16 protein-coding genes are annotated in these 14,882 nt (G+C 60.2%); 7 read left to right on the top strand and 9 right to left on the bottom strand.

Annotation, left to right across the window (positions count from 1 at the left end; all coding sequences use genetic code 11):
• Positions 1 to 9: 9 nt before the first annotated feature.
• Both ALTER154_RS00735 and ALTER154_RS00730 read left to right on the top strand, forming a co-directional pair.
• Positions 10 to 771 (top strand): SDR family oxidoreductase, encoded by a 762-nt coding sequence (locus ALTER154_RS00735; RefSeq protein WP_090247880.1) that lies wholly within the window; start codon positions 10 to 12, stop codon positions 769 to 771.
• Positions 772 to 917: 146 nt separating this feature from the next.
• Positions 918 to 1,802 carry a bile acid:sodium symporter family protein gene (locus ALTER154_RS00730; protein WP_160084846.1) on the top strand — a complete coding sequence of 295 codons (885 nt, stop codon included), beginning with the start codon at positions 918 to 920 and terminating at the stop codon, positions 1,800 to 1,802.
• Between the two features lie 61 nt (positions 1,803 to 1,863).
• Here the strand turns inward: ALTER154_RS00730 and cysB are convergent, their stop codons facing one another.
• The 5 genes from cysB to ALTER154_RS00705 form a co-directional block, all read right to left on the bottom strand.
• Positions 1,864 to 2,838: an HTH-type transcriptional regulator CysB gene (gene cysB, locus ALTER154_RS00725; protein WP_090247877.1), complete on the bottom strand. Its 975-nt coding sequence runs from the start codon at positions 2,836 to 2,838 to the stop codon at positions 1,864 to 1,866.
• 113 nt (positions 2,839 to 2,951) lie between these two features.
• Positions 2,952 to 3,452 (bottom strand): universal stress protein, encoded by a 501-nt coding sequence (locus ALTER154_RS00720; RefSeq protein WP_160084845.1) that lies wholly within the window; start codon positions 3,450 to 3,452, stop codon positions 2,952 to 2,954.
• Positions 3,453 to 3,609: 157 nt separating this feature from the next.
• Positions 3,610 to 4,515, bottom strand: a complete 906-nt coding sequence (locus ALTER154_RS00715) for a 5'-nucleotidase (protein ID WP_160084844.1) — start codon at positions 4,513 to 4,515, stop codon at positions 3,610 to 3,612.
• A 9-nt stretch (positions 4,516 to 4,524) separates the two neighbouring features.
• Complete coding sequence (locus ALTER154_RS00710; protein ID WP_160084843.1) at positions 4,525 to 5,472, bottom strand: putative 2-dehydropantoate 2-reductase; 948 nt, start codon at positions 5,470 to 5,472, stop codon at positions 4,525 to 4,527.
• The gene (locus tag ALTER154_RS00705; RefSeq protein WP_256665677.1) at positions 5,472 to 5,798 is read right to left on the bottom strand and encodes a co-chaperone YbbN; all 327 of its coding nucleotides are present in this window, start codon (positions 5,796 to 5,798) and stop codon (positions 5,472 to 5,474) included. Before ALTER154_RS00705 ends, ALTER154_RS00710 begins: the two co-directional genes overlap by 1 nt.
• A 59-nt stretch (positions 5,799 to 5,857) precedes the next feature.
• Between ALTER154_RS00705 and ALTER154_RS00700 the strand changes: the two genes are divergently transcribed.
• On the top strand, positions 5,858 to 6,277 hold the full coding sequence (locus tag ALTER154_RS00700; RefSeq protein ID WP_160084841.1) for a PilZ domain-containing protein: 420 nt from the start codon (positions 5,858 to 5,860) through the stop codon (positions 6,275 to 6,277).
• A 169-nt stretch (positions 6,278 to 6,446) separates the two neighbouring features.
• Complete coding sequence (locus ALTER154_RS00695; protein ID WP_167141038.1) at positions 6,447 to 7,523, top strand: 3-deoxy-7-phosphoheptulonate synthase; 1,077 nt, start codon at positions 6,447 to 6,449, stop codon at positions 7,521 to 7,523.
• A gap of 64 nt (positions 7,524 to 7,587) precedes the next feature.
• On the opposite strand, the gene ALTER154_RS00690 is transcribed toward ALTER154_RS00695, so the two are convergent.
• From ALTER154_RS00690 to ALTER154_RS00680, 3 genes are all read right to left on the bottom strand, one after another.
• Complete coding sequence (locus ALTER154_RS00690; protein WP_160084840.1) at positions 7,588 to 8,784, bottom strand: benzoate/H(+) symporter BenE family transporter; 1,197 nt, start codon at positions 8,782 to 8,784, stop codon at positions 7,588 to 7,590.
• Positions 8,784 to 9,395 (bottom strand): LysE family translocator, encoded by a 612-nt coding sequence (locus ALTER154_RS00685; protein WP_090247865.1) that lies wholly within the window; start codon positions 9,393 to 9,395, stop codon positions 8,784 to 8,786. The genes ALTER154_RS00690 and ALTER154_RS00685 overlap by 1 nt, the downstream gene beginning before the upstream one ends.
• A 150-nt stretch (positions 9,396 to 9,545) precedes the next feature.
• Positions 9,546 to 9,989, bottom strand: coding sequence for a MarR family winged helix-turn-helix transcriptional regulator (locus ALTER154_RS00680; RefSeq protein WP_090247864.1), 444 nt, complete (start codon positions 9,987 to 9,989; stop codon positions 9,546 to 9,548).
• Between the two features lie 97 nt (positions 9,990 to 10,086).
• On the opposite strand from ALTER154_RS00680, the gene ALTER154_RS00675 reads away from it, so the two are divergent.
• The 3 genes from ALTER154_RS00675 to ALTER154_RS00665 all read left to right on the top strand — a co-directional run bounded on the left by ALTER154_RS00675 (position 10,087) and on the right by ALTER154_RS00665 (position 13,929).
• Positions 10,087 to 11,244: a PLP-dependent aminotransferase family protein gene (locus tag ALTER154_RS00675; RefSeq protein ID WP_160084839.1), complete on the top strand. Its 1,158-nt coding sequence runs from the start codon at positions 10,087 to 10,089 to the stop codon at positions 11,242 to 11,244.
• Between the two features lie 33 nt (positions 11,245 to 11,277).
• Positions 11,278 to 11,880, top strand: a complete 603-nt coding sequence (locus ALTER154_RS00670) for a glutathione S-transferase family protein (protein ID WP_160084838.1) — start codon at positions 11,278 to 11,280, stop codon at positions 11,878 to 11,880.
• 114 nt (positions 11,881 to 11,994) lie between these two features.
• Positions 11,995 to 13,929, top strand: coding sequence for a DEAD/DEAH box helicase (locus ALTER154_RS00665; protein ID WP_160084837.1), 1,935 nt, complete (start codon positions 11,995 to 11,997; stop codon positions 13,927 to 13,929).
• A gap of 7 nt (positions 13,930 to 13,936) precedes the next feature.
• Here the strand turns inward: ALTER154_RS00665 and ALTER154_RS00660 are convergent, their stop codons facing one another.
• A complete protein-coding gene (locus ALTER154_RS00660) occupies positions 13,937 to 14,878 on the bottom strand; it encodes an iron-siderophore ABC transporter substrate-binding protein (protein WP_306108822.1) in 942 nt (313 codons plus the stop codon).
• Positions 14,879 to 14,882 lie beyond the last annotated feature (4 nt).

The following is a 14,882-nucleotide window of genomic DNA, read 5'->3' as shown; positions in this document are numbered from 1 at the left end:
GACACGCAGATGAGCTTGAGCTTTTCCGGCCGGGTTGCCCTGGTCACCGGTGGTGCAGCGGGTATTGGTCGTGCCACGGCACTGGCATTCGCCAACGAAGGCCTGCAGGTGGTGGTGTCCGACGTTGATGTCGACGGTGGCGAAGCGACTGCCGCGCTGATCCGTGAAGCGGGCGGCGATGCGCTGTTTGTACGTTGCGACGTGACCCGTGATGCTGAGGTCAAGGTGTTGATGGAGCGCACGCTGGGCGCCTACGGCCGCCTGGACTATGCCTTCAACAATGCGGGCATCGAGATCGAGAAGGGCAAGCTGGCCGAGGGCAGCGAAAGCGAGTTCGACGCCATCATGGGCGTCAACGTCAAAGGCGTGTGGCTGTGCATGAAGCACCAGATCCCGCTGCTGCTGGCTCAGGGCGGTGGCGCCATTGTCAACACCGCGTCGGTCGCCGGCCTGGGTGCTGCGCCGAAGATGAGCATCTACAGCGCATCCAAACATGCGGTGATCGGCCTGACCAAGTCAGCTGCTGTTGAATATGCAAAGAAGAAAGTGCGGGTCAATGCGGTTTGCCCGGCGGTGATCGACACCGACATGTTCCGCCGCGCCTATGAAGCCGACCCGAAGAAGGGCGAGTTCGCCGCCGCCATGCACCCGGTCGGTCGCATTGGCAAGGTCGAGGAAATCGCTACTGCCGTGCTGTACCTGTGCTGCGATAACGCGGCGTTCACAACCGGCCACGCGCTGGCGGTGGATGGCGGGGCCACCGCCATCTGATTTCCTTCAGTAATAAAAAAAGCGCCCATCTGGGCGCTTTTTTATACCTCGCCATTTCTTTCACCAAGTTGGCCACTAAAGTCACTGCAGTGTTCTACGTCGTTGTTCAAGATCGCCCAGCGCTTTGATCAAGGAGTTAGAAAGCCGTGACTGCTGACCCGTTATTGACCCTGTTCCTGCCCATCGCCTTGGGCATCATCATGCTTGGCCTGGGCCTGTCGCTGACCCTGGCCGATTTTGCCCGGGTGGTGAAGTTTCCCAAGCCGGTGCTGATCGGTTTGAGCTGCCAACTGTTGCTGCTGCCCGTGGTGTGTTTCTTCCTGGCCAAGGCCTTTGGTCTGGCCCCGGCGCTGGCAGTTGGTCTGATGCTCTTGGCAGCCTCGCCTGGCGGCACCACTGCCAACCTGTACAGCCACCTGGCGCATGGTGATGTGGCACTGAATATCACCCTGACGGCGGTCAATTCGGTGATCGCGGTGCTGACCATGCCGCTGATCGTCAACCTGTCGCTGGCCTACTTTATGGAAGGCGATCAGGCCTTGCCGTTGCAGTTCACCAAGGTGGTGCAGGTGTTTGTCATCGTCCTCGGCCCGGTGGCTATTGGTATCTGGATACGCAGCCGCTTCCCTGGATTTGCCGCACGTATGGAGAAGCCGGTGAAGATCATCTCCGCGCTGTTTCTGTTGATCATCATCATCCTGGCTGTGGTCAAGGATTGGCAGACCTTCGTCGACTACGCCCCCCTGGTGGGCGGTGCGGCGCTGGCGTTCAACCTGATCAGCCTGGCGGTGGGTTACTGGGTGCCGCGTTTGTTTAAGCTAAGCCTGCGCCAGTCGATTGCCATCGGCATGGAGATCGGCATCCACAACGGCACCCTGGCGATAGCCCTGGCACTGAGCCCGATGCTGTTGAATAACGCCACCATGTCGATCCCTGCGGCGATCTACAGCATCATCATGTTCTTCACCGCGGCAGCCTTTGGCTGGTGGGTGAACTTTGCTCATGGCAAAGAATTGAAAGCCACTGAATAAGTATCGCCGAGTATGAAAAAGCCCGTCACTTGGACGGGCTTTTTCATATCTGCAGGTTGGCTCAGTGCAGCGGCAGTTCAACGCCTTCGAACAGCTCTTCCAGCTCGACCTTGCTGTGGCACTGCACGGCTTTGGCCATCATGTCGCGGGTCAGGTGCGGGGCAAATTTCTCGATAAAGTCGCACATGAAACCGCGCAGGAAGGTGCCGCGACGGAAGCCGATCTTGGTCACGCTGGCTTCAAACAGTTCGCCGGCATCCAGCACCACCAGGTCCGGGTCGAGTTTGGGGTCGACGGCCATCTTGGCCACGATGCCCACGCCCAGGCCCAGGCGTACGTAGGTTTTGATCACGTCAGCGTCGGCGGCGGTAAACACCACTTTCGGCGTCAGACCGCGATGGCTGAAGGCTTCGTCGAGTTTGGAACGGCCGGTAAAACCGAACACGTAGGTGACGATGGAGTATTCGGCCAGGGCTTCCAAGGTCAGCTTCGGCAGCTTGGTCAGCGGATGGCCCTGAGGTACCACCACGCAGCGGTTCCAGCGGTAGCAGGGCATCATGATCAGGTCGTTGAACAGCTCCAGACCTTCGGTGGCGATGGCAAAGTCGACGGTGCCGTCGGCCGCCATTTCGGCAATCTGCATCGGCGTACCCTGGTGCATGTGCAGGGACACATCCGGGTATTGCTTGATAAAGGCACTGATCACCGGCGGTAGGGCATAGCGCGCCTGGGTGTGGGTGGTGGCGATGGACAGGGTGCCTTTCTTCTCGTTGGAGAACTCCTGGGCAATCTGCTTGATGCTTTCGACCTTGCGCAGGATTTCCCCGGCGGTGTTGATGATGCGCTCGCCCGCTGGGGTGATGCGGGTCAGGTGCTTGCCGCTGCGGGCGAAGACTTCAACCCCCAGCTCGTCTTCGAGTAGGCGGATCTGTTTGCTGATGCCGGGTTGTGAGGTGTAGAGGCTTTGTGCCGTGGCAGAAACGTTGAGGTCGTGATGCGCGACTTCCCAGATGTAGCGCAGTTGCTGAAGCTTCATAAAAATCCCTCAAAGCAAAAAGACGGCCGTTCAGGTTACCGGCGTTCTATATAACCATAATGATGATTGAAGCATTAAATCTAGACCAAAAATAGAAATGTGCTGCGCTTCTTCTAAAGATCACCTCGGCTGCGATGCTGCAGCATCGGCACCAAGTACACCGGTACTTCTGACAACTGCACCAGGCGCGACGCGGTACGGCCCAGTGGAATGTCCATATCCGTGCCGTGGCTGTGGCTACCTAGGACCAACAAATCCACACCGAGTTGCTGTGCTTCATCGAGTATCACCAAGGGGGGATCGCCCTGTACCACGCGTACCGCCTTGATCAGATCCAAGTCATGCAACGCTTCGCCAATCTCATCGCGAAAGCCCTCTAACACCCGCTGCTCGATACTCGCCATCACTGTGCTGAGGCCGTTGGTGCGCAGGTCCTTAAGGCGCTCTTCATCCAGGTAGGTTTGCAGCACTGATTCCGCAAACAGACCCATGGGCTCCACGGCGTGCACCACATACAGGCTGGCGTTGAAGGAGCGTGTGAGTGCCAGCGCATGCTGCAGGATGTAGGGGGCGTAAAGGCCTAGGTCGGTTGCATAGAGAATCGAGCGAATCATTCGGCCTCCTTGACTGCCAGACTGGCAGGCCTGATCTGAGCTTAGCAGTGCCCTCGATAAGTCAAAGAAAGCCGAAGTTTTGAGGACGAATGGTTATATAGGCTGGGAGATATGGTGCGCTTAGCGGCGAGGGCGATTGATCGCCCCCGCGCGGGGACTAGAGCTGCTGTTCGTTGCTGATACCGTGTGGCACATGGCCGGTAGGTACGACCTTGTTGGCTTTTTCGCAGTGGCCGGTTTGGTCGTCGAAAAACACGTCGGCGCCGAAGGTTTCCAGAATCGCGGCTTTTTCCAGGCCACCAAGGAAGAACGACTCATCCAGGCGGATATTCCACTCGCGCAGCGTGCGAATCACCCGCTCATGGGCCGGCGCCGAACGCGCTGTAACCAATGCGGTACGAATCGGGCACTGTTCTTCGGGAAACTCCTGTTGCAGACGGTGAAGGGCGGCAAGGAAGGGTTTGAATGGGCCGCCGCCGAGCAGCTCGCGGGCCGATTCACGTTCGTGGCTCTGGAAGGCTTCCAGGCCGGCCTGCTGATAGACCCGCTCGGATTCATCGGAAAACAGCACGGCGTCACCGTCGAAGGCGATGCGCAGCTCGTTACTTGCCGCGCGTCGAGCGCCGCCGGAGAGAATGGTCGCCGCACCGAAGCCGGCCCGCAGCGCACTGCGCACATCTTCGGCATGGGTGGAGAGAAACAGATGGCAGCCAAATGCGGCCAAATAAGGGTCGGGGCTACGCCCGCCAACAAAGGCCGCGCGGGATATGCCCAGCCCGTAGTGCTGGATCGAGTTGAACGCGCGCAGGCCGGTGTCGGCGCTGTTGCGCGAAACCAGGATCACCTCAACGCGCTGCTGATTGAGGGCCGTGTTCAGCTCCAGTAGTTTCTCGACCAGCGGAAAGGCATCCCCTGGCGGGAGGATCTCGTCCTCATGCTCAATCTGGTATTGGCGATAGGCCTCGACGCCCTGGCTTTCATAAATCTGATGGCTGTCGCACAGGTCGAATAGCGCCCGCGAGGAAATCGCCAGCACCAGTTTGTCGCCTAATCCCTTGCTCATGGCCGTGTCCTATTGTGCGCGTTGTTCGAGGAACCGCAGGGTCTGATAAAGCATCTCGGTGCGCGGCATGGCGCAGCCGGCCTGCGCCGCAGCGGCCAACGGCGCGGCGTAGATGGCGTGCAGCTCCAGTGGGCGCTGCAGGGCAAAGTCGTGGTACATGCTCGGCAGGTAATCCGGCATGCGGTCTGTGGCCGCCAACAGTTTGCCGGCAAAGCCTGCGGGCAACTGATAGCCACAGGCGCCGGCTGCATCCGCCACCTCTTGCATAATTGCCTCGATCAGCGCGCGGCTGTCAGTGTTGCCCATCAGCGCTGTGGTGGCGCTGTTCAGCAGCACGGCCAGGCCGTTGTAGGGCACGTTCCACACCAGCTTCTGCCAACGTGCCTGGTTCAGTTCGGCCATGGCGGTGGAGTCCAGGCCAGCAGCCTGGAACAGTGCACAGCCTTGTTCGAGGATCTGCTGACGGCTCTCGGCATCACTAGCCGGGCCTGAGTGATAGCCCAGATTGACGCTGCCCAACGCCTGATGCTCGACCACCCCCGGTGCGCTGCGATGGGCGCAGATATAGCAGAGGCCGCCCAGCAGGTGCAGCGAGTCCGGCAGCAGTGGGCGCAGTTCGTCTTCCACGGCCAGGCCGTTCTGCATCAGCACCACTTTGGCGCCGTGGGCGGCGGCCTGGCTGATCAGTGGAGCGAGTTCGGCGTTGCTGGTGGTTTTAGCGCCGATCAGCAGCCAGTCGCACGGCGGCATATCAGCCGATGACTGATACGCCTGCACGTTATCCAGGTGCAGGTTGCCATGTAGGGCACTGTTGACGTGCAAGCCTTGGCTGGCGACTGCGGCGAACTCGCTGCGCAGCAGAAAATGCACATCAAAGCCGGCGCGGGCCAGCATTAGGCCATAGAAGCCGCCAATGGCGCCGGAGCCGATAATGCCGATACGGGGAGTTGGGGTCATCAGGGTAAGTCCTCTGCGGGGCGCGACAGGGCAGTGTCCAGCGCCTGAATAAGTGCGGCGGGCTGCAGACGGCTCTGCAACGCGCCATAAAACTGACCATCGCGCACTACGAATAGCGCCGGGAGCTGAAATACCTCATAACGCGTCACTAAACCGCCGTTGTCGGCCGCATCGACCCAGGCCAGGCGTTGGATGGGTAAGGCTAACTTAGGTAGCTCACGCTTCACCCAGCGGCAACTGGCACAACCTATGCTGGTAAATATCAGCAATGAGATGCCAGGCGCGTCGAGCAAGTAGCGGTCTGCATCTAAATCGGTCAGTTCCAGCTCAGTCACTATACTGGCCAATGTGGTATCAAATTGATGGCATCCGAGGTAGTCATAAGATGCGTCACTTTTTGCGTCATCCCAGTGATATGCCCGTTGAGTTAGTGCTGCGTAAACAGGCGTTCGTGCCCAAGCAGCGGCTGAACAATATCAGTCTCGGCGGTGTGGCTTGCAACTCCAACCGTGCTTTTCGCCGAGGTACGGCCATCGAGTTGCGTATTCCGTTGTTCGGCGAGCATGCGCGTTACCCAGGCCTGGTGGCGTGGTGCCGCAAACAGGAAGACAAATACCTGGTGGGTATCGCCTTTGTCGATGAGGACACGCTGTTTCGCGCGCGTATGGTCGAACAGGTCTGCCAGATTGAGCATTATCGCCATCAACGCGAGCAGGAACTGGGCTGCAGCTTGCCGGTCGAGGTGGTGGCGCAGGAGTGGATCAGCCAGCATGCCGCCGAATTTTCCCGCGCCAGCCTGAATTAGTTGAATCGTCCACTCGGCGCGGCTTAAGCCGCAAAGCCCATTGTCGAGCCAGGCCTATACGCGCTAAGGTTCGGCTTCCCCGCTGTGCTCATATTGCTGTGCTCCGCCACACGGGGATCGCTGGCGGCCGGCACCCGTGACCTGATGACTCTGACTGATGAATAGCACGATGGCTGATTTACCGATTGATGACCTGAACGTTGCCTCCAACGAAACCCTGATAACCCCCGCACAGCTCAAGCGTGAAATTCCGCTGACCGATGCTGCTCTGCGCACGGTTGCCAGCGGTCGTGAGGTGATCCGCAATATTCTCGATGGCAAGGATCATCGCCTGTTCGTGGTGGTCGGGCCGTGCTCGATCCACGATATCAAGGCCGCCCACGAGTATGCCGAGCGCCTCAAGGCGCTGGCTGCCGAGGTTTCGGACAGTCTGTATCTGGTTATGCGGGTGTATTTCGAGAAGCCGCGTACCACTGTCGGCTGGAAAGGCCTGATCAACGATCCGTTTATGGATGACTCGTTCAAGATTCAGGATGGCCTGCATATCGGTCGCCAGTTGCTGCGTGACCTGGCTGAAATGGGCCTGCCGACCGCGACCGAAGCCCTCGACCCGATCTCCCCGCAGTACCTGCAGGACCTGATCAGCTGGTCGGCCATCGGCGCACGCACCACCGAATCGCAAACCCACCGCGAGATGGCCTCTGGTTTGTCCTCGTCCGTTGGCTTCAAGAACGGCACCGATGGCGGCCTGACCGTGGCGATCAACGCCCTGCAATCGGTCTCCAGCCCGCACCGTTTCCTCGGTATCAACCAGGAAGGTGGCGTGTCCATCGTTACCACCAAAGGCAATGCCTACGGCCACGTAGTGCTGCGCGGTGGCAACGGCAAACCGAACTACGACTCGGTGAGTGTTGCCGTTTGTGAGCAGGAACTGACCAAAGCCGGCATACGCCCGAACATCATGGTCGACTGCAGCCACGCCAACTCCAACAAAGATCCGGCCCTGCAACCGCTGGTGATGGACAACGTCGCCAACCAGATTCTCGAAGGTAACCAGTCGATCGTCGGCCTGATGGTGGAAAGCCACCTGGGCTGGGGCAACCAGTCGATTCCCAAGGACCTCAGCCAGCTCAAGTACGGTGTGTCCATTACCGATGCGTGCATCGATTGGGAAAGCACCGAGAAAACCCTGCGCGGCATGCACGCCAAGCTTAAGGATGTGCTGCCGAAGCGTCAGCGCGGCTGATTGCACCGGCTGTAACAAAAACGGGCTTATGTGTATGCATAAGCCCGTTTTTTATACCTGCTAATTACGCGTCTCGCTTGCCCCAGTTAAGAATCGCCAAGGTCAGCAAGCCCGCAACAATCCCCCAGAACGCCGAGCCCACCGAGAACAAGGTCATGCCCGAGGCGGTTACCAGAAAGGTGATCAGCGCCGCTTCACGCTCTTTCGGCTCGCTCATGGCCTGGGTCAGGCCGCCGATGATCGAAGCGAACAGAGCCAGTGCCGCGATGGACAGGATCAGGGCTTTCGGTAGCGCGGCAAACAGCGCGGCAAGGGTTGCGCCGAAGATACCGGCAATGCCGTAGAACACCCCGCACCAGATGGCGGCGGTGTAGCGTTTTTTCGGGTCTTCGTGGGCTTCCGGGCCGGCGCAGATCGCTGCGCTGATAGCGGCCATATGAATGCCATGGCTGCCAAAGGGCGCCAGCAGCATGGATGTCAGCCCGGTGGTGGTGAGCAGCGGGCTGGCCGGTACGTCATAACCATTAGCGCGCAGCACAGCCATGCCCGGCAAGTTCTGCGAGGCCATGGCGACGATAAACAGTGGAATGCCGATGCTGATGACCGCTGCCAGGGAGAAGCTCGGTGTGGTCCATTCCGGCACCGCCATTTGCAGCTCGAATTGCTCGAAATTGAGCAGGCCGAAGACCGCAGCCAGCACGCTGCCGACAATCAGTGCCGCCAGCACCGCATACCGCGGTAGCAGCCGTTTACCCAACAAGTAAGCGAGCAACATCGCCACCACCAGCAGCGGCTGCTGTTCGGCGGCTACGCAGATTTCCAGACCGATTTTGAACAGCACGCCCGCCAGCAGCGCTGCCGCAATGGAGGCGGGAATACGCCGCATTAGGCGGTCAAACGTGCCCGTCAGGCCGATCAGTACAATCAGCCCTGAAGCGAAGATATAGGCGCCAATTGCCTCGCTATACGGCACGCCGGGCAGACTGGTGATCAGCAGGGCCGCGCCAGGGGTGGACCAGGCGATCATGATCGGCGCGCGATAACGCAGCGACAGGCCGATGCAGCAGATCGCCATGCCAATCGACAGCGCCCAGATCCACGATGAAATCTGCCCGTTGGTCAGCCCTGCGGCTTGGCCAGCCTGGAACATCAGCACCAGCGAGCTGGTGTAGCCAGTGAGCATGGCGATAAACCCGGCGACTACCGCCGAGGTAGAGGTGTCGGCCAGCGGCCGAAGGCGGGTTTGCGGCAGGTCGTGCATCAGAGCAGTCCGGTGTCGGCGAAGATGGGGTACAGCGAGGCTACCAGCAGCAGAGCCATGCCGATATTGAATACGCGTAGCGCTCGGGCGTTGCTCAGCCAGTTGCGCAGCAGGCTACCGGCAACCGTCCACAGGCCGACGCTAGGGCAGTTGACCAGGGCGAACAGCGCCGCGATCAGCAGCACATTGACCACGAAGTTTTCCTGCGGGGTGTAGGTGGTGATAGCGCCGATGGCCATGATCCAAGCTTTCGGGTTAACCCACTGAAAGGCCGCTGCCTGGAGAAAGCTGAAAGGTTTGCTGCGCGTTGTGGCTTGGCTGTCTGGTGCGCCGGAGTTAGCAATTTTCCAGGCCAGGTACAGCAGGTAGGCCGCGCCCAGATAGCGCAATACGTCATACAGCAGCGGTACTTGTTCGAACAGCTGGCCCAAACCGAGGCCGACCGAGGCCACCAGCAGCATAAACCCCAGGCTGATGCCGAACATGTGCGGCAGGCTGCGGCGCAGGCCGAAATTCACCCCGCTGGCGAGCAGCATCATATTGTTCGGGCCCGGCGTCACCGAGGTGACAAAGGCAAAGGCGATAAAGGCGAGCAGCAGTTCGGTGGTCATGGCGCAGGCTCATAGCACTTATTGGGGGCAGTGCTGATCAGCCTAGGGGGAGATGCTCAGAGCGTCGCGGTACAGCGATGCAGGCAATGGGCGGTACAGTTTTAGTTGGCTCGGTCGCAGCGTCAGTACAGTTTTGCCGAGGGTGCTCTCTCAGCCTTCATTTGCGCTGTTGTGCAGGGTTTGGTTGACCTGTAACCAGCCGCTCACGGCTGTTTCTCCGGCTTCACTGAACGCCCGTTGCAGCAGCTTGGCCTGTTCACGGCGCAGAGCCTGTTCCAGCTTGGCGCCTTCAGCAGTAAAGCCGAGTAGGCGTTTGCGCTTGTCGTCTTCAGCGGCAAGGCTCTGCACCAGGTTCATTTCCAGCAGCTGACGCAGCGGGGTATTCAGCGCCTGTTTGCTTACACCCAGGTAGCCGAGCAGCTCTTTCATGCTCAAGCCGGGGTACTTGGCGATAAAGAACAGAATGCGGTGATGTACACGCGACAGGCCACGGCGAGCCAGCATCTCATCGGCCTTGGCGGTAAACGCCTGGTAACCGAAGAAGAACGCTTCCATGGCGGTCTGTTGAGTGTTTGGGTTTTTAAGGTCAAGCATGTTGACGTATCCAGGCTGATCGTCGTAGCTTCTGTCAAACAGAGCTTTGGTCAAACAGTTTGACCTATTTTTATTTGCCTTCGCTACCGGTGTATCCATGGCCTTCTCCGAACGTGTTGCCCGCCTGAAAAGCTCCCTGATCCGTGAAATCCTGGCTGCCGCGCAGCGTCCAGAAGTGATGTCGTTTGCCGGCGGTCTGCCGGCCGAGCCGATGTTGCCGCGGGTGGAATGGGCGGATATGCCCACCAGCATGGGGCAATACGGCACCAGCGAAGGCGAGCCTGAGCTGCGTGAAGCGATTGCTGAAGAGGCGCGCGCCTTGGGCGTACCCTGCGACGCCAGCCAGGTGCTGATCGTCAGCGGTTCGCAGCAAACCCTGGATCTGGCCAGCAAGCTGTTTATCGATCCGGGTACCGAGGTGTTGCTGGAGGCGCCGACTTACCTCGCGGCATTGCAGGCTTTTCAGTTGTTCGGCGCCGATTGCATCGCCGTGCCGCAGGAAGCCGATGGCCCGCAGATCGATGCGTTGCGCGAGCGGCTGCAGAACCACAAGCCGGCTTTCGTCTATCTAATCCCAACGTTCCAGAACCCATCGGCGGTGCGCTACAGCGAAACCAAACGCGATGCGGTGGCAGCCTTGCTCGATGAGTTTGGCGTGACCCTGATCGAAGATGAGCCCTACCGCGAATTGGTGTTTGATGATGGCAGCGCCACACCGATTGTCAGCCGCCTTAAACAGGCCAGCTGGATCTACACCGGCACTGTGTCGAAAACCCTGCTGCCTGGCCTACGCGTCGGTTACCTGATCGCCACCCCAGACCTGTACCCCTATTTGCTGCGGTTGAAACAGTCCGCTGACCTGCACACCAACCGTATTGGTCAGTGGCAGGCACTGCAATGGCTGGGCACACGGCATTACCGCGAACACTTGGCTGAATTGCGTGATTTTTACCGGGTACGCCGTGATGCCATGCAGGACGTGCTGGTCGAGCATTTCAGCGACCTGGCCGACTGGCAGATTCCTCAAGGTGGGCTGTTCTTCTGGCTGACCCTCAAGCAGCCGCTGGATACACGTACGCTGCTCGCGCCGGCGCTGGCGCAGAACGTGGCGTTTATGCCGGGCGAACCGTTCTTTATTGATCCGGACGCTAACCCTGGGCATTTGCGGCTTAACTTCAGCCACGTTGCACCGGAGCGCCTGAGTGAAGGCCTCAAGCGCCTGGCCGAGGTGATTCGCCAGGCACAAGCAAGCTAGTCCACGCGTTACGCAGGTTAGGAGGAGGGCGATATGTATAAGGTCTATGGCGATTACCGCTCGGGCAACTGCTACAAGGTCAAGCTGATGCTGCACCTGCTGGATCAGCCCTATGAGTGGATCCCGATCGATATCCTCAAGGGCGAAACCCAGAGCGACGCCTTCCTGGCCAAGAACCCCAACGGCAAGATCCCGGTGCTTGAGCTGGACGACGGCACCTGCCTGTGGGAGTCCAATGCCATCCTCAACTTCCTCGCCGACGGCAGCGCGTTTCTACCCAGCGAGCCGCGTCTGCGCACTCAGGTGCTGCAGTGGCAGTTTTTCGAGCAATACAGCCACGAGCCTTACGTCGCGGTGGCACGCTTCATCCAGCTGTATCAGGGCCTGCCCGAAGCGCGCCGCAGCGAGTACGAAGAGTGCCATGTGCGCGGTCATAAGGCACTCAAGGTGATGGAGAAGCAGCTGCAGCGCACGCCGTATCTGGTTGGCGAGAATTTCTCGATTGCCGATATCGCCCTGTACGCCTACACCCATGTGGCGGATGAAGGCGGCTTTGATCTGACGCCCTATCCGGCCATTCGCGCTTGGTTGGAGCGGGTTGCCAGCCATCCGCGTTATATCGGTATGCTCGACTGATAGCTGTCGGATCAGCTGAGCGGTGAGAGGCGCTGCCCTTTCTCACTGCTCAGTCGCCAGCTCGACGTAAAAAGCACTTATTATTCAACGATCTATCTTCTGGCTGGATCGCGAATGCCATCTGCTGTTCAGCGCTATAAGCGGCTGTTGTCCGCTGCACTGGCGCGCTACTTTCCCCATACCACAGCTTATCTGCGTGCCGAGCGTGAGGCGGCGGCGCAGTTAAAAAAGCCTACACCTAGGGCCAAAAAAGCCGCTAGCAAGGGTCAATCTGCTGGCGCGAAGCCGCCGGCAAATCCGCGCCGCGCTGCGAGTAAACCACGCTCTCAAGGCATTTACGGGCCGGCCATGCTGACAGTCGAGGCCGCGCAAGCTCAGGCCATGCGCGAGCAGGTGGCGCGGGCGGTGACGGCTGGGCTGCTCAGTGCGCCATCGGATGAACAGTGGGCGATGATCCTCAGCAATCATCCGCTGACGCGCATCTTCGCCGGGGCCGGTTCGGGCAAATCCACCACGCTGGTGCTGCGGGTGGTGTTTATGTTCTGTCACATGGGCATCAAGCCCGAGCAGCTGACGGTGATTTCCTTTACCAATGCTTCTTGCGCCGAGCTGCGCGAACAGCTGCTCAAGGTGTTGGGCTTCTTCAACTATCCCTTCGATGCTGTGCAGGGGCGCCAATGCGTGCGCACCTTCCACGCGGCCATGGGCAGCGTGGCCAAGGGCGTACTGAACAATCCACGCTGGTTCGAACAGCTGGACGACCCGCAGGCGGCGAGCCGCGAACTGGATAACCCACTCAGCGCCGGACGGCTGCGGCCGGCCCAACAGCGTCTGCTCAAGCAGGCTTACCAGCAGTGCTATGCCGAGCAGCCGGAGTTTCGTCAGCGGGTGCATAGCCTGCTGCAATTACCCTTGCCGCCGGCTGAGAGTAAGCGTCTGCCGAAGGCGCCGTTGGATGCCTACAAGCTGTCGGGCGAATTCAGTTCTGCGCCGCTCTATGAGGCGTTCTACGCCCAGGCCGGGTTTGCCGAAAGTATCGGCGTTGAGCTGTCGACTGTGCAGCCGCAACGCCTCGACACTGCAACGCCAGTGCGTGAGTTTCTTGAGGCATTGCTGCTGTTCTGGCCCTATTTCCAGCGCGCTTTGCAGGAGCAGGGGCTGTTTACCTTCAACGCCGCCTTTGCCCAGCTCACGGCAAGGCTGAATGCAGACGGGCAGGGCGTGGCAGCGTCACTGCTGACACCGTTCAGCCATCTGCTGATTGATGAGTTTCAGGACATCTCGCCGCAGATCGTCCAGTGGCTGCAGGCCGTGCAGCGCACGCTGGCCGGGCAGGGGGCTGCGGTCAGTCTGATGGCCATCGGCGATGACTGGCAGTCGATCTACGGCTGGCGCGGCAGTTCGCCGGAGCTATTTATCGACTTTGATCGGCACTTTCCCGGGAAAGGTAAAGCCAAGCGCAGCGCCGTTCTGACCATGGCCAACAACTACCGTTCGATTGAGCCGATTATTCGTGACGCTGAAGCGCTGCTCGGCGACGTGCAGCACAAACAGGCAAAGGCCAGCCAGGCGATTAAAGCCACGCAACCGGGCGATCATGGCGTGCGCCTGATTCAGCGCTTCGACAGCAAGGCGCGTTTGCCGGAGCTGTTCAAACAGATCAGCGCGCAGTGCGCTTACGCCGCCGAGCGCAACAGCCGCGAACGGAATGCCGTGCTGCTACTGAGCCGGCGGAATGAGCCACTGCAAGCCATCACCGCGCAGCTGGACAAGAAACTGCCGGTCAAGGCCTACACCATCCACCGCGCCAAGGGCCTGCAAGCTGAAGTGGCGATCATCCTCGATGACTGCCAACCACCCGAGCCGCACCCGCTACGCAATGCGCTGTATGCCTACTCGGGCTTCTTCAGTAGTAGCTACGACCAGGCCATGCAGGATGAAAGCCTGCGCCTGGCCTATGTTGCCGTCACTCGCGGCGTCAGCCGGGTGTTCTGGTACTGCCAGAAGACTCAGGGCGCAACGCGCATCCTGGCGGGGCGGGACAAGTAGCCGTTGCTCAGTTCCTGATCGGCTGTGTATCGGCCTTGCCGAGCAGCTGTTCTATATCGGCGATCACCTGCAACGCGGCCTGCGGGCCGCCGAGCGAGGTCCACAGCGAGCCATCGACCGCGCCGAAACGCCGGCCCTGGATTGCCGACAGTTGCTTGAACGCTGGGGTCTGTTCGGCCTGTTGCAGGGCTTCCACGGCTTCGCCGCTGGTGCTAAGGGTGCCGATCACCAGCCAGTCGGCATCCAGCAGTTGCAGTGATTCCAGGCTGAGGGCCATGGAATGGGTGTGGCCGGGGTCCTGTTGGTAGCTGGGGCGCAGCAAGCCAACGTCGGCGATCACGCTGCTGGCAAATGCATCCTTGAACATGTAGGACGGGCCTTTGGGGTTCCAGCGCACGATGCTGAAAGTCTCGCCTTGGTGAGCCTTCAAACGATCGCGGGCTTCGGCGGCGCGGGCGTTGTAGCGTGCCAGCAGCGCTTCGGCGGCAGCGCTTTGGTTGAGCGCGTTGGCGGTGCGTTGCAGGCTTTCCTGCCAGGGCTTGGCCCAGGCGAAGGTGATCACCGTGGGGGCGATTTCATTGAGAATCGCCAGTTGCTCGGGTTTCACCGGGCCGGTAAGGATCAGGTCGGGCTCCAGTTCCAGCAGGGTTTCCAGGTTCGGGTTGTCGATATCGCCGACCACCTTGATCCCGGCCACCGTTTGGCTGTCGAGGTAACGCGGTGGCGCGGCCTGGCCACGGCCGTTGATGGTGCCAATCGGGGTGATGCCCAGGGCCAGCGCCGCATCCAGATCCAGTTCACTGAGGGTGATTACCCGTTGCGGCGCGCTCGGCACAGTAACCGGGTTGCCGAAGGCGTCTTCGATCTGGCGAGTGTCGGCCACGGCGGTCGCGCTTAACAGCTGGCTGACCAGCAGCAGGGGCAGGCTCCAGCGCAAAAGAGTAGTCATCGGA

This window comes from Pseudomonas sp. 9AZ (genome assembly GCF_902506525.1).
Lineage (GTDB): Bacteria > Pseudomonadota > Gammaproteobacteria > Pseudomonadales > Pseudomonadaceae > Aquipseudomonas > Aquipseudomonas peli.
This window is presented reverse-complemented; position numbering and strand designations above follow the sequence as displayed.

Excerpts from the sequence above, each read along its gene's own strand:
- ALTER154_RS00735 (WP_090247880.1), top strand. The coding sequence starts at position 10 with ATGAGCTTGAGCTTTTCCGGCCGGGTTGCCCTGGTCACCGGTGGTGCA.
- cysB (WP_090247877.1), bottom strand. The coding sequence starts at position 2,838 with ATGAAGCTTCAGCAACTGCGCTACATCTGGGAAGTCGCGCATCACGAC.
- ALTER154_RS00720 (WP_160084845.1), bottom strand. The coding sequence starts at position 3,452 with ATGATTCGCTCGATTCTCTATGCAACCGACCTAGGCCTTTACGCCCCC.
- ALTER154_RS00715 (WP_160084844.1), bottom strand. The coding sequence starts at position 4,515 with ATGAGCAAGGGATTAGGCGACAAACTGGTGCTGGCGATTTCCTCGCGG.
- ALTER154_RS00710 (WP_160084843.1), bottom strand. The coding sequence starts at position 5,472 with ATGACCCCAACTCCCCGTATCGGCATTATCGGCTCCGGCGCCATTGGC.
- ALTER154_RS00700 (WP_160084841.1), top strand. The coding sequence starts at position 5,858 with ATGCGTCACTTTTTGCGTCATCCCAGTGATATGCCCGTTGAGTTAGTG.
- ALTER154_RS00695 (WP_167141038.1), top strand. The coding sequence starts at position 6,447 with ATGGCTGATTTACCGATTGATGACCTGAACGTTGCCTCCAACGAAACC.
- ALTER154_RS00690 (WP_160084840.1), bottom strand. The coding sequence starts at position 8,784 with ATGCACGACCTGCCGCAAACCCGCCTTCGGCCGCTGGCCGACACCTCT.
- ALTER154_RS00685 (WP_090247865.1), bottom strand. The coding sequence starts at position 9,395 with ATGACCACCGAACTGCTGCTCGCCTTTATCGCCTTTGCCTTTGTCACC.
- ALTER154_RS00680 (WP_090247864.1), bottom strand. The coding sequence starts at position 9,989 with ATGCTTGACCTTAAAAACCCAAACACTCAACAGACCGCCATGGAAGCG.
- ALTER154_RS00675 (WP_160084839.1), top strand. The coding sequence starts at position 10,087 with ATGGCCTTCTCCGAACGTGTTGCCCGCCTGAAAAGCTCCCTGATCCGT.
- ALTER154_RS00670 (WP_160084838.1), top strand. The coding sequence starts at position 11,278 with ATGTATAAGGTCTATGGCGATTACCGCTCGGGCAACTGCTACAAGGTC.
- ALTER154_RS00665 (WP_160084837.1), top strand. The coding sequence starts at position 11,995 with ATGCCATCTGCTGTTCAGCGCTATAAGCGGCTGTTGTCCGCTGCACTG.
- ALTER154_RS00660 (WP_306108822.1), bottom strand. The coding sequence starts at position 14,878 with ATGACTACTCTTTTGCGCTGGAGCCTGCCCCTGCTGCTGGTCAGCCAG.